We start from the raw sequence: 13,144 nt of genomic DNA on the forward strand, positions 1-13,144 counted from the left end.
AGCCTCATTACGGAAAAACGTTCAGGGACGGGCCGCAGCCCGGCCGTAAGAATAAATAAAACGGGCGGAATATAACGCATCCGCCCGATAATATACAGAGATGATCCCGTAAGGTACGGCAGGCCAGCGGCCCGCCCCACGTCGCACGGGTCGCAGGGTTAGCGCGTGATGGCGTGCACCGTACCGTCTTTCGCCTGAATCACCAGCTTATCGCTGGCCACCACCGGCTCGCTCTGGAAACCGGAGCTGTCCACTTTCTGCTGTGCAACAAAGCGCCCGTCTTCGGTATTCATCCAGTGCAGGTACCCCTCGGCGTCGCCCACCACCAGGTAACCGTTATACAACACCGGCGACGTCAGGTTGCGGTGCAGCAGATCGCTCTGGCGCCACAGGGTCACACCGCCGTCGGTGCTCAGGCCAATCACGCGGTCGTCCTGATCCACCAGGAAGATGCGGCCGCCGTCGACGATCAGATCGCGAACCGAGCCGATTTCCCGCTTCCACAGGATTTGTCCGGAGCGCAGATCCAGCGCAGTCAGGTTACCGTTATAGGCCAGCGCATAGACCACGCCGTTGACAATCACCGGGGTGGTGTCCACGTCGCTCAGGCGGTCGATCTCGGTCGCGCCGCTCGGCTGGGAAATGCGCTGCTGCCAGATAATCTGTCCCTGGTTCATCAGCACCGCGCTGACGCGGCCGTTATCGCCGCCGACGATGGCCGCGCCAAAGGCGGTGGACGGTGCGGACTCTCCGCGCAGCGACAGTGCCGGCATATCGAGATTCACTGTCCATTTCACTGCGCCGCTGTTTTGATCCAGCCCCTGCAGGATGCCGTTGCTGGTATGAATCAGCACCAGGCCATCGCTGACCACCGGGCGCGACAGCGCCTCACCGGCAACGGTCGTCTGCCAGGCAATGCTGCCGTCGCCGGTGTTCAGGGCGTAGGCCTGCGCCCGCTCGCTGCCGATGTAAATCTTATCACCGGCCACGGTCAGGCCACCGGACAACAGCGCAGAGCGATTCCTGGAGAAGAAACCGGTCTTCTCCGACAAGTCCACTTTCCACTTCTCTTTGCCGTTGCTGGCGTCCAGCGCCTTCACCACGCCAAAGCGATCGGCGGCATAGAGCGTGTTGTCCTGCCAGGCCGGGTGCAAATTGGAATAGAAATCACCTGTGCCATCGCCGACCGACGTGTCCCACACCTGCTGCGGGGTGAACTGGTTTTCGACTGTCGGCAGCGGCGACATTTTAACCACATCTTCTTCGCCGCTGAACAGCGAGCAGCCACTGAGTAAAGTGACTGACATCAGCCCTGGCAGAAGTAATTTACGCAATTCCATGACGTCCCTCTTAGCTGGACAAGTTATTCATTTTCATCTGCATCATCTCCTTGAGGGCGGAAGATGCATCGGAAGCAATGCCGTGACTCCAGGCGTCACGCGCGCCCTTCACATCGCCTTTACTCAACAGCGCATCGCCGCGGATGTCCGCCACAATCGCCGCCCAGCCGTCGCTTTTGATGGCGTCAAGGGTGCTCAGCGCCTCATCGGCCTGCTTCAGCTGCAGCTGCACGCGGGCAAGGCGCAGACGCAGCACCGCCTGCAGGTTAGCGTCGTCGGTATCGTGAAGACCGCTGCGCAGCTGGTCGGCCGCGCGCTCAAACTGACCGGCGTCGACGTAGCCTTTGGTGACATCCAGCGACGCCAGCGCGCCGTAGCTGTTCGCGGTGTCGTCGGCAAATTTTGCCGCGGCGCTCAGCGACCCGGGGTTAGCCGGGTTGATTGCGTGCGTCACCTGCTGATAGGCCTGCGACACGTCCCGGGCGTTCACCGCTTGGTGGTTGCTCCAGAACTGCCAGCCGGCCAGCGCGCCGATACCGACGATCACGCCCACCACCAGCGCTTTGCCGTTATTGCTAAAAAAGCGACGCAGCGCGTCTTCCTGCTCATGTTCGTTGCTGTACACTTCCACGCACTCTCTCCTGTCCCTTATCGCCGGCCACTCAGGCCAGCAGCGCCGCCACGGTCGCGGCTACGTCAGCCTGCGCAACGGTGTGCTGTTCACCGGCGCGCAAATCTTTTACGGTCACGCGCTGGTTGGCGACTTCATCCTCGCCGAGGATCAGCGCGACGCGCGCGCCCCACTTATCGGCCCGCGCAATCTGCTTCTTAAAGTTACCGCCGCCGTGGTTAGTCATCAACTTAACCGCCGGCAGCGCATCACGCACCTGCTCGGCCAGCAGCATGGCGGCACACTGCACCCCCTGCCCCGAAGCGATAACATAGACATCAACGATCGGCGTCGGTTCAAAATCCGGATTCACCGCCTGCACCAGCAGAACCAGTCGCTCCATGCCCATGGCAAAGCCGACGCCCGGGGTCGCTCGACCACCCAGCTGTTCGACCAGCCCGTCGTAGCGACCGCCGGCACATACCGTGCCCTGCGCGCCGAGGCTGGCGGTCACCCACTCAAACACCGTGCGGTTATAGTAGTCGAGACCGCGCACCAGGCGCTGATTTACGCGATAGGCAATGCCGGCCTGATCCAGCAGCTGGCACAGCCCGGCAAAGTGCGCGCGGGACTCCTCGTCGAGGTAGTCATGCAGCGCCGGCGCGTCGTTCAGCAGCGCCTGCACCTCCGGGTTCTTGCTGTCCAGCACGCGCAGCGGATTGGTGTACATCCGGCGCTGGCAATCGTCATCCAGTGCCGCTTTGTGCTGCTCGAGGAACGCCACCAGCGCGGTACGATAGTCGGCGCGCGCCGCCAGCGAGCCGATGGAGTTCAGCTCCAGCGTCACGTGATCGGCGATGCCCAGCGCCTTCCACCAGCGGGCGGTCAGCAGAATCAGCTCCGCGTCAATGTCCGGTCCCTGCAGGCCAAACACTTCGGCACCGATCTGATGGAACTGGCGGTAGCGGCCTTTTTGCGGACGCTCATAGCGGAACATGGGGCCCATATACCAGACGCGCTGCTCCTGGTTGTACAGCAGGCCGTGCTCAATGCCAGCGCGCACGCAGCCCGCGGTGCCTTCCGGACGCAGGGTGAGACTTTCACCGTTGCGATCGTCAAAGGTGTACATCTCTTTTTCCACCACATCGGTGACTTCACCAATGGCGCGTTTAAACAGCGGGGTGCTCTCCACCAGCGGGGTGCGAATTTCGCTGTAGCCGTAGCCAGCGAGGACCGATTTCAGAATGGTTTCTACCCGCTGCCAGACGGCCGTATCGGCCGGCAGCGCGTCATTCATGCCACGAATGGCCTGGATATTTTTTGCCACGTAAGGACTCTCTTTATTTTTCGACTTGCTGGACATCAATGCGGTTGGTCGCATCCAGCACGCTGGCTTTCGCGCGAATTCGCGCCTCCAGCTGATCAATCATGTCGTTGTTATCCAGACGATCGCGCAGGCGCACGCCGTCTTCATAAAAGCCGCTTTTCTTATTGCCGCCGGTGACGCCAAGGGTAGAGACCAGCGCTTCACCGGGGCCGTTGACCACGCAGCCGATGATCGAGACATCCATCGGGGTGATGATGTCTTCCAGCCGCTGCTCGAGCGCGTTGACCGTGCCAATGACGTCAAACTCCTGGCGCGAGCAGGTGGGGCAGGCAATAAAGTTGATACCGCGTGAGCGAATGCGCAGCGACTTGAGAATATCGAAACCGACCTTGACCTCTTCCACCGGATCGGCCGCCAGCGAAATTCGCAGGGTATCGCCGATCCCCTCCGACAGCAGCAGACCCAGCCCGATGGCCGATTTGACCGCGCCGGCGCGGGCCCCGCCCGCCTCGGTGATCCCAAGGTGCAGCGGCTGAGCAATCTCTTTCGCCAGCAGGCGATAGGACTCCACGGCGAGGAAGACGTCTGAGGCCTTCACGCTGACCTTAAACTGGTCAAAATTCAACCGCTGCAGGTGCTCTACGTGGCGCATCGCGGACTCCAGCAGCGCCTGCGGCGTCGGTTCGCCATATTTTTCCTGCAGGTCACGCTCAAGGGAGCCGGCATTTACGCCGATACGGATGGGGATGTTGTGGTCGCGGGCGCTGGCCACCACCTGGCGGATGCGCTCCTCACTGCCGATATTGCCCGGGTTAATGCGCAGGCAATCGACGCCGTACTCGGCGACTTTCAGCGCGATGCGGTAATCAAAATGGATATCCGCCACCAGCGGCACGCTGACCTGCTGTTTGATCAGCCGAAAGGCCTCGGCGGCGTCCATGGTCGGCACCGAGACGCGGACGATGTCCACGCCGACGCGCTCAAGGGCTTTAATCTGGTTAACCGTCGCCTCGACGTCGGTGGTGCGGGTGTTGGTCATGGACTGGACGGCAATCGGTGCGCCATCGCCGACCGGCACCTTTCCGACATAAATCCGCGTCGATTTACGCCGGGTAATGGGTGCTTCGTTATGCATATGCTCTTCTCTCCACGGTTACACGAGACCTGTACACGGCCGGGAGCGACTTACTGCGCACCCAGCGTCAGGCGAGCAACCTGGTTGGTACGAATAAAACGGCTAAGATCAACGGGCTGCCCCTGGTATTGAATGCTCACCGCGCGCGGCGCGCCGATTTTCAGCCGGTAGGGCGCGGTGCCGGACAGGCTGAGTTTACCACCACTGCGCTGCATTCCGCTAAACAGCTTTTTGCCCGCGGCGTCGGTGACTTCCAGCCAGCAGTCGGCGTTGAAATCCATGACCACCGCATTGGGATCGGCGGTCACGGCGCTCTCTCCCACGCCGGCGCTGGCGGTCGGCAGGGAACCGGCAGTGGCGGCCGGTGCCGCCCCGTCGGTGACCGCCTGGCTCGGCGCCACAACCGCGGCGCTCTCGGCCGGCGCGGCAGGCGCCGCACCGTCAGCAGGCGTCGCGTTCGGTGCCGTCGCGGTCTGGGCCGGTACACTCTCCTCCGGCGACTGGCTGCCGTCGGCGGCCGGCACCTCGGGCGCCGCGTTAGCCTGCGCGGTCGCGGTGTCGTCCGGCGTCGTGTTCAGCGGAATCGACTGGCTACCGTCGCCCTCGACCGCACTGTTCACCGACAGCAGATCGTCCTGCGAGGCCTGATGGTTTTGCCACCACCAGGCACCGGTCAGGCCGATCACCACAAACAGCACCAGCCAGGTGAAGGTCATTAACCAGCCGTCGCGTTTTTTACGCCGCTTGCCCAGCGAAAAACTCTGCATCGGCTGCACCTTAGAGGGCCGCACCGGCGCAGAGTTAGCCAGCATCGGCAGCAGCTCCTCTTCCGGTACGTGCACCAGGCGGGCATACGATCGGATATAGCCGCGCAGAAAGGTGGAGGCCAGATCCGCCGGGGCCTTGTCCTCTTCAATGTCGCGTACGGTGGAAAGTTTCAGGCAGAGACGCTCGGCAACATTCTGCTGGCTCAGCCCCATTTGTTCACGAGCGGCGCGAAGTCGCGCGCCAGTGGAATTTCCTGCTGATTTTTCTTGCGTGGCTTCAGTATTCATTCGCTAACTAGTCGTGTTGCCGTATCGATGAGGAAAAAAATAACGCCAAACATGGGAACCCCGAGAGCGGAAGCCCGTGCTGACGCGGCGAATCATGTCTCTGCATCATACTGCCTCAAACCGTAAAGAAACGCACCGTTATTGTTGAAAATTCCCAGCTAATTCCGGTACGTAACCGGTCTGAACGGGAGGGGGCATGACGGACAGCCGCCTCCCGCCGCGGACCGCGGCCGGTCAGACCGCTTTTACCGCAATCGGCTCACCGGCGCTGCGCTTGCGCAGGGTGCGCTTGGTACGGTCAATCACCTCGCCGGCCAGCTGGCCGCAGGCGGCGTCAATATCATCGCCGCGGGTTTTGCGCACGATGGTGGTGAAGCCGTACTCCATCAGCACCTTGGAAAAACGGTCTACGCGGCTATTGGAGCTGCGGCCATAAGGCGCTCCCGGGAAGGGGTTCCACGGAATCAGGTTGATTTTGCACGGGGTATCTTTCAACACCTCCGCCAGCTGATGGGCATTATCGGTGCTGTCGTTCACCTGATCGAGCATCACGTACTCCACCGTCACCCGCCCCTGATTGGCATTGGATTTGGCCAGGTAGCGACGCACGGCCGCGAGGAAGGTTTCGATATTGTACTTCTTGTTGATCGGTACGATCTCATCGCGGATGGTGTCGTTAGGCGCGTGCAGCGAGATGGCCAGCGCCACGTCAATCATATCGCCCAGCTTATCCAGCGCCGGTACGACGCCCGACGTGGAGAGGGTCACGCGGCGCTTGGAGAGACCAAAGCCAAAGTCGTCCAGCATGATCTCCATCGCCGGCACCACGTTGGTCAGGTTCAGCAGCGGCTCGCCCATGCCCATCATCACCACGTTGGTGATCGGACGCTGACCGGTCACTTTGGAGGCGCCGATGATTTTGGCCGCGCGCCACACCTGACCAATGATTTCAGACACCCGCAGGTTACGGTTAAAGCCCTGCTGCGCCGTCGAACAGAATTTGCACTCCAGCGCGCAGCCCACCTGGGAGGAGACGCAGAGGGTGGCGCGATCTTTTTCGGGAATATAGACGGTTTCGACCTGCTGGCCGCCTACGCTGATTGCCCACTTTATGGTGCCGTCGGAGGATCGCTGCTCTTCGGCCACTTCCGGCGCGCGAATTTCCGCCACCTGCTGCAGCTTGCCGCGCAGCACTTTATTGATGTCGGTCATCTGCTCGAAATCGTCACAGCAGTAATGATAAATCCACTTCATCACCTGATCGGCGCGAAACGGTTTTTCACCGAGCTCCTGAAAGAACGCGCGCATCTGCTGACGGTTCAGGTCGAGTAAATTGATTTTTTCGGATTTGGGGCTGACTACAGCGGGAGAAGCGGACGCGGACGTCACCTGGGATTCTGACATAATGTTCTCTGGCCTCGTTGTTACACGTTATGGCACGGGGGTAGTGAGTTAAAAGAGACGCCCCCGCTGAGAGACTCAGCAGGGGCGCGTAATTCTACTACCGGCAGGCAGGGGGTGAAAGGGCCGTCGACAATTAAATTGTAAAGGCCACCGCCATCCCCTGCTCCATCCCCATCGGCGTTGCCGGGGGGCAAGGACGCGTATTAGCGGGTGCGCGGGCAGATTTCACCTTCGCCGAAGAAATACGCGATTTCGCGCGCGGCAGACTCGGCAGAGTCAGAGCCGTGGGTGGCGTTTTCGGTGAAGCTGTCGGCGTAGTCAGCACGCAGGGTGCCGGCCAGCGCGTTGGCCGGATTGGTGGCGCCCATCAGATCGCGATGACGCTGAACCGCGTCTTCACCTTCCAGCACGGAAACCACGACCGGACCGGAGGTCATGAACTCAACCAGACCGTCAAAGAACGGCTTCCCCTGGTGCTCGGCGTAGAAGCCTTCAGCCTGCTCTTTGCTCAGGTGCAGCATTTTTGCGCCAACGATTTTAAAGCCTGCGCTTTCAAAACGGTTGTAGATGGCACCAATCACGTTTTTTGCAACGGCGTTTGGCTTGATGATGGAGAAAGTACGTTCGATTGCCATGTTAACCTCTGTCTGAATATTCTGGTGAAAGCGGGAGCGGGGCCCCGGCTTTAGAAACGGCGCCGATTATAGGGGTACAACCGGCCGTTGCCTATCACCGATGCAATAATTTATTGAAAAACCTTGATCAATAACATTGCGCCAATGCCGATTCGCAGGCGCTGGCTGTGCGAATGCGGCCTGCTGGCGGCGTGCTGTATGAAAACCGCCATGACATCCCGGTGGTCTGATTGATTACCACTCTCCGTACGGATAGGTTTTCCCTTTGATGAAATCACGGATAAAAGGATCAAAGCCGTTAACCGCAAGATAATTAAAATCAATCCGGCTGGGAACATGCTTACATATCAGCATATCCTCCCCCGTCATCATGAGCTGCCGGGCAGGATACTGAAGTACTGAAGATTCCCCGTTATTCTCCAGCCAGACCCGCACCGTTCCTCCTGGGGCCAGTCCGATAATCATATTATCCCGGTAATACGTCTTTCCCGGACGATAAGTATCAGGATAGGCCGCGAGCATCTGCCGCCACGTCTCCCGGCTGAACCAGATCTCGGTCTCGTACGCCTTTTTATCGATAACCGAGTCCCAGCACACCGTCATCCTGACCGGCAGCGCCTTGCCGGTATTAAAATTGGCTGAAAAACCGCCTACGCGCTGGCTCCATTTATCTACACTGCTCTGACTGGGTCTGGCTGCGTCAAGCTGTCGAAAGATACTTTCCCGGATATCCCCGTCCTCCAGATATACCATCGTCACCAGCGCCGGCAGATTTTTCGGGTGAAAAAAATTAAACTGCCAGTGGTCATAAGGCAGCTTTTGCCCCCACTGCTCCACCCCATCCCCCAGCAGCGTCCTGACGCCCGCGCGGCGGTCATGGCAGCCGGCAAGCAGCACAACACCCAGCGCGGCCACCATCAGTGCTAATCGTCTCATCCCTGCCTCCTCAGAAAAGCCCGTCCAGCGCGTCCGCGTTCGCGCGGCCCTGCGCTGTCGCTTTATCACACTTGGGATTAAGTTCTGATCGCCGCGCCAGCTCCGGCCACATCCCCTTAACGCCGTTCAGGCTGAAATCTGCCCGTTTCCGTTGACTGGCTGCACCAGTACTGCGGCAATGCAAATCCGCAGGCGCTGGCTGTGCAAATGCGGCCTGCTGGCGGCGTGCTGTATGAAAACCGCCATGACATCCCGGTGGCCTGATTGATTACCACTCTCCGTACGGATAGGTTTTCCCTTTGATAAAATCGGGTGTCTTTCCGTAATAAACATACCCGTTAGGATGTTTCGTTACCCCTTTACATATCAGCATATCTTCCCCCGTCATCGTGAGCTGCCGGGCAGGATGCTGAAGTACAGCAGGATCGCCATTATCCTCCAGCCAGATCCGCACCGTTCCTCCTGGGGCCAGTCCGATAATCATATTATCCCGGTAATACGTCTTTCCCGGACGATAAGTATCAGGATAGGCCGCGAGCATCTGCCGCCACGTCTCCCGGCTGAACCAGATCTCGGTCTCGTACGCCTTTTTATCGATAACCGAGTCCCAGCATACCGTCATCCTGACCGGCAGCGCCTTGCCGGCATTAAAATTGGCTGAAAAACCACCTACGCGCTGGCTCCATTTATCTACACTGCTCTGACTGGGTCTGGCTGCGTCAAGCTGTCGAAAGATACTTTCCCGGATATCCCCGTCCTCCAGATATACCATCGTCACCAGCGCCGGCAGATTTTTCGGGTGAAAAAAATTAAACTGCCAGTGGTCATAAGGCAGCTTTTTCCCATACTGCTCCACACCGTCTCCCAGCAGCGTCTTCACGCCTGCGCGACGGTCATGGCAGCCGGCAGTCAGCGTCACGGCCAGCACGGCCACCATCAGCGGTAATCGTCTCATCCCTGCCTCCTCAGAAAAGCCCGTCCAGCGCGTCCGCGTTCGCCCGCGCCCGGTCTTCCCACTGCTGCTGGTCGTCCATCCGCCATACCGTCCGCATCCAGCCTTTGCCCGGTGCCATCGGCCACACAAAGGAGCGTTCATCCGTCGGCGCATAGTGGTTTCGCAGAAAAACCTCTCCCGAGGACGGACTCACCCACAGGCTCAGGTCGGAGTCGATATTCCAGTTCGCCGAACCGTGCAGGTAGCGCCCGATGATCCGCATCTCCTCCGCCGTAAAGCCCGCCGGCTCCGCGCCCCGCCGGACCGCGCGCCCCTGTGCTATCGCTTTATCACACAGGGGAACCAGCTCAGCGGGAAGGGCAGTGTCAGGGTTTTGCGGGTCAATATCCCCGAATATCACCCCGGCGTCCTGGGCCGCATCCAGCATCACCCGCATGCACACCTTTTCCCAGTCGTTCGGCACCGCTTTCCGCGTCATAAACACCGCCGCGCCGGCTTTCTTCTCAAAAATAAACGCCCGCGCCTTGTTCTGATTGACCAGCGGCCACGAAATCATTTTCGTCTCCACCTTGCCGTGCGGCATCAGGTACTTCAGCGCCGGCAGCGAATACAGCGCCTGGCGCATCTTCTCCGCCTGACGGTACACCGCCGTCTGCGTCTCGTCCGCGCTCTCCGGTATCACCTCAAAGTCCGGCATCGTCAGCAGGGAGATTTCATCCTCTCCCGCGTTGTAGCCCCCGCCGATGTCCGAGTGCGCCCCCGGCAGCGCCAGCTCCGGCCACATCCCTTTAACGCTGTTCAGGCTGAAATGATAGCGGCACTCGTGCATCGCGCTTATCTGAAACACCTTCTGCGCCACCGAGGGGCGCAGCTCAAGATTCACACCGGGGTTGCTGCGCCCGTTGAGGCCGTAAAAGTTCAGCAGGCTGCCAATGGCCGCCACCGTGTCAAACAGCCCCAGAAAGCGCACCTCACCCGCCGGTTTTCCGTGGTGCCCCGCCATAGCCAGCCCCTTGTCTATCGCCGCCGCTATCGCCGCGTCCTGGTGCATCACCCAGTTGGCAAAGTGCCGCGCCGCCGCCGCCCCGCGGCTGAACCCAAACACGTCAAACTGCACCTTCGCGATCGCCACTTTGTCACGGTTAAGTTTGATAAAGCGGGTCAGCTCTGCGCTGATCTTTTCCAGCGCCTTATCGGTTTTCGTCACCACCCCTTCGAACTGCCGGATAAGGCTGCTGCCCAGCGCCATCCCCAGCATAGAGTCGCTCTCGCCGTCCGCCGTCCCGATGCCGCTGACGTAGGCTTTCACCTGCGCCTCTGTCTGGCTGTCGTTGAGTTCATCACTCAGCTGATAAAGGTCAAACAGCCGGGAAATATTGGTGATCCCCCCTGCCAGCTGGCGTTACCCAGCCCCGCTCTGGCGTGTTCTTCATACTTCGCGCACGCTCTGGCTCGCTCCTCGCCGACCAGGCCGGCGCAGTGGGCATACGCCAGCCGCAGATCGTCGGCGTTCGCCCGGTTGTTGCCCGTACCGTCAAAGAACACCCCCACCGTCAGGGTGATCCCCCTGACCGGCACCCGCTGGCAGTAAATAACCTTTACGCTGCCGTGAATATCGGTTCGATGCGTGTTGTCACCGACAACTTCGTAACGGTAATAGCCAGTCTCATCCGACACGTCCTTTTCACTCTCAGTCATAGAAAATCCCTGTATTTAGCAAATAATCGCCGTTGAAGCACCTCTGGCTGATGCGTTCCGATTAACCGCGCCTGTCAACATCGTCACTTTGCCCCGCGGCAACTGTATGGTTATTGGGTGTTTTAAGACGCGTGCGCGTCCATTAATTGCAGTGACCGGGCCGCAGCACAAACAACGCCCGCGAGATACGCGTCGTCCTGATTGCCTCCTGCCGGGTATCTACCGATAACAAAAAGACGCTCAATTTCACACCAATGCCCCCAGTTTCGCAACGCATCCCTTGAGATATGCGAGCCATTGCCCGACACTGCTGTTTTTATGCTGAAGAAGAGGTTGCCATGACCGCTCCCCTGTTTGTTTCCGTTGACTGGCTGCATGAACACTATGCCGACGCTGATCTGCAGGTACTGGATGCGCGGATGCTGCCGCCAGGGCAGGAGGCCGTGCGCGATGTTAACGCCGAGTACCTGAGTGGCCACCTGCCCGCTGCGCCGTTTTTTAATATTGAAGCGCTGTCCGATCACTCTTCACCCTATCCGCATATGCTGCCGCGCGCCGAGGGCTTCGCCGTGGCGATGCGCGAACTGGGCGTCAGCAGCGATAACCATCTGGTGGTATATGATGAGGGCAACCTGTTTTCCGCCCCGCGCGCCTGGTGGATGCTGCGTCAGTTCGGCGTGCAGCGGGTGTCGATCCTCGCTGGCGGCCTGAGCGCGTGGCGCGCAGCCGGTCACCCGCTGGCACCGGGTGAGGTTGCCGCCGAAGAGAGTGAGTTTGAGGCAACCGTGCCGGATCGGGCGGCGGTGCGCAGCCTGACCGACGTGCTGCTGGTCAGCCATGAGGGCGGCGCGCAGATCGTTGACGCCCGCGCGGCAAACCGCTTTCGCGGCGAGGTGGATGAGCCGCGCGCCGGACTGTATCGCGGGCACATTCCGGGCAGCGTTAACGTGCCCTGGACGGCGCTGGTGGAGAATGGCGCGCTGAAGAGCGATGCGGCGCTGCGCGCGGTATTTGCCGCGCACGGCGTGGATGTGGCGCAGCCGGTGATTGGCAGCTGCGGCTCCGGGGTCACCGGGGTGGTGGTCCTGCTGGCGCTGACCCAGCTTGGCGCCGGCGACCTCAGCCTGTATGACGGCTCCTGGAGCGAATGGGGCAGCCGCGCCGATCTGCCCGGCGTGGATCTGGCCCACCGTTCCTGAGTTGGCGACCTGCCCCGCGAGCGGGGCAGGTGCGCAGCGGCCTCAAACCATTTTGACCTTAATGTCGCGCAGAAAGCTGCCCCAGCGACGTTCGTAAAACGGCGTGATATGCGCCGAGAAAAAGTGGCTGATGCCGCCCTCCCCTTCCACCACCTGACAGATATCAATCGGCGCATCGTCGGTCAGGGTATCCGTTGCCACCTGCCCGGCGGTGTGGATGATGGTGGCGATATCGCTGTCCGCTTCGATGCCGATCAGCAGATTGGCCGGGCCATCGGCCTGCTCGCGCAGCAGGGCGACAAAGGCGCGGCGTACCGGTTTAGTCTGGCTGAACAGCGTGGTCAGCGAGGCAATCATCTGCGCCGGCGGCGCCGCCACCTCGGAGAGCAGCAGCGCGCTGCCGCCCTCCAGTACGGTTTGTTGCGTCAGCGCGCTCCCCCCCTCGTCAATCAGCCGGGCGATCTCCGCCGGCGTGAACTCCTTGCCGCTGGGCAGTTTTGGATTGAGAAACAGCGTTTCCCCCTGCGTCAGCGCAAACAGGGTACGCACCGGTAAAATCACGTACGGCTGCGCATCGCTCACCGCGTCCGCCAGCGCCTGTTCAGAGGTGAAGAACGGGATCACCGAGGTGCCGTCCTCCTTCTCCCAGTGTTGCAGATCCAGCGGCGTGCTGGCATCCAGCGGACCATCGCCGCCGTCGGCGCGGGTACCGGGGACCAGCACGCTGGCTTCCAGCAGCTGTGAGAAAAACGCTGGCCGATGGGCCGGCTCGGTTGCCGCAAGGGCGAGCACCTCTTCCAGGCGCGAATTGAATGTGTTCATCAGAAAGTCCCGCAGCCTGCCGCAAACG

General features: G+C 60.7%; 13 protein-coding genes. 1 reads left to right on the forward strand and 12 read right to left on the reverse strand.

All coding sequences use genetic code 11. The features are described 5' to 3' along the window. Positions 1-158 precede the first annotated feature (158 nt). The 11 genes from bamB to BS626_RS19015 all read right to left on the reverse strand — a co-directional run bounded on the left by bamB (position 159) and on the right by BS626_RS19015 (position 11,095). Entirely contained in the window at positions 159-1,340 is a 1,182-nt protein-coding gene (gene bamB, locus BS626_RS06080; RefSeq protein WP_075181491.1) for an outer membrane protein assembly factor BamB, read from the reverse strand. A 10-nt stretch (positions 1,341-1,350) separates the two neighbouring features. Then, the gene (locus tag BS626_RS06085; RefSeq protein WP_075181492.1) at positions 1,351-1,971 is read right to left on the reverse strand and encodes a YfgM family protein; all 621 of its coding nucleotides are present in this window, start codon (positions 1,969-1,971) and stop codon (positions 1,351-1,353) included. A gap of 31 nt (positions 1,972-2,002) precedes the next feature. Next, positions 2,003-3,277, reverse strand: coding sequence for a histidine--tRNA ligase (gene hisS / locus BS626_RS06090; RefSeq protein WP_075181615.1), 1,275 nt, complete (start codon positions 3,275-3,277; stop codon positions 2,003-2,005). 13 nt (positions 3,278-3,290) lie between these two features. Next, complete coding sequence (ispG, locus tag BS626_RS06095) at positions 3,291-4,412, reverse strand: flavodoxin-dependent (E)-4-hydroxy-3-methylbut-2-enyl-diphosphate synthase (RefSeq protein WP_075181493.1); 1,122 nt, start codon at positions 4,410-4,412, stop codon at positions 3,291-3,293. 50 nt (positions 4,413-4,462) lie between these two features. Next, on the reverse strand, positions 4,463-5,467 hold the full coding sequence (gene rodZ / locus BS626_RS06100; RefSeq protein WP_075181494.1) for a cytoskeleton protein RodZ: 1,005 nt from the start codon (positions 5,465-5,467) through the stop codon (positions 4,463-4,465). A gap of 234 nt (positions 5,468-5,701) precedes the next feature. Further along, on the reverse strand, positions 5,702-6,871 hold the full coding sequence (locus BS626_RS06105) for a bifunctional tRNA (adenosine(37)-C2)-methyltransferase TrmG/ribosomal RNA large subunit methyltransferase RlmN (protein WP_075181495.1): 1,170 nt from the start codon (positions 6,869-6,871) through the stop codon (positions 5,702-5,704). A 203-nt stretch (positions 6,872-7,074) separates the two neighbouring features. Beyond that, on the reverse strand, positions 7,075-7,506 hold the full coding sequence (gene ndk / locus BS626_RS06110) for a nucleoside-diphosphate kinase (RefSeq protein WP_075181496.1): 432 nt from the start codon (positions 7,504-7,506) through the stop codon (positions 7,075-7,077). A gap of 234 nt (positions 7,507-7,740) precedes the next feature. After that, complete coding sequence (locus BS626_RS06115) at positions 7,741-8,424, reverse strand: DUF2931 family protein (protein ID WP_240494265.1); 684 nt, start codon at positions 8,422-8,424, stop codon at positions 7,741-7,743. A gap of 286 nt (positions 8,425-8,710) precedes the next feature. Further along, a complete protein-coding gene (locus BS626_RS06120; RefSeq protein ID WP_075181498.1) occupies positions 8,711-9,397 on the reverse strand; it encodes a DUF2931 family protein in 687 nt (228 codons plus the stop codon). A gap of 10 nt (positions 9,398-9,407) precedes the next feature. Then, positions 9,408-10,706 (reverse strand): DUF2235 domain-containing protein, encoded by a 1,299-nt coding sequence (locus BS626_RS06125; RefSeq protein WP_371328485.1) that lies wholly within the window; start codon positions 10,704-10,706, stop codon positions 9,408-9,410. A gap of 35 nt (positions 10,707-10,741) precedes the next feature. Beyond that, positions 10,742-11,095 (reverse strand): hypothetical protein, encoded by a 354-nt coding sequence (locus BS626_RS19015; RefSeq protein WP_305790490.1) that lies wholly within the window; start codon positions 11,093-11,095, stop codon positions 10,742-10,744. Positions 11,096-11,433: 338 nt separating this feature from the next. Here BS626_RS19015 and sseA point away from each other — a divergent pair, with 338 nt between their 5' ends. Beyond that, a complete protein-coding gene (gene sseA / locus BS626_RS06130; RefSeq protein WP_075181499.1) occupies positions 11,434-12,294 on the forward strand; it encodes a 3-mercaptopyruvate sulfurtransferase in 861 nt (286 codons plus the stop codon). A gap of 42 nt (positions 12,295-12,336) precedes the next feature. Here the strand turns inward: sseA and sseB are convergent, their stop codons facing one another. After that, the gene (sseB, locus tag BS626_RS06135) at positions 12,337-13,116 is read right to left on the reverse strand and encodes an enhanced serine sensitivity protein SseB (protein WP_075181500.1); all 780 of its coding nucleotides are present in this window, start codon (positions 13,114-13,116) and stop codon (positions 12,337-12,339) included. Positions 13,117-13,144: the final 28 nt, after the last annotated feature.

Origin of the sequence: Pantoea sp. 1.19, from assembly GCF_001922585.1 — a bacterium.
Taxonomy (GTDB): domain Bacteria; phylum Pseudomonadota; class Gammaproteobacteria; order Enterobacterales; family Enterobacteriaceae; genus 1-19.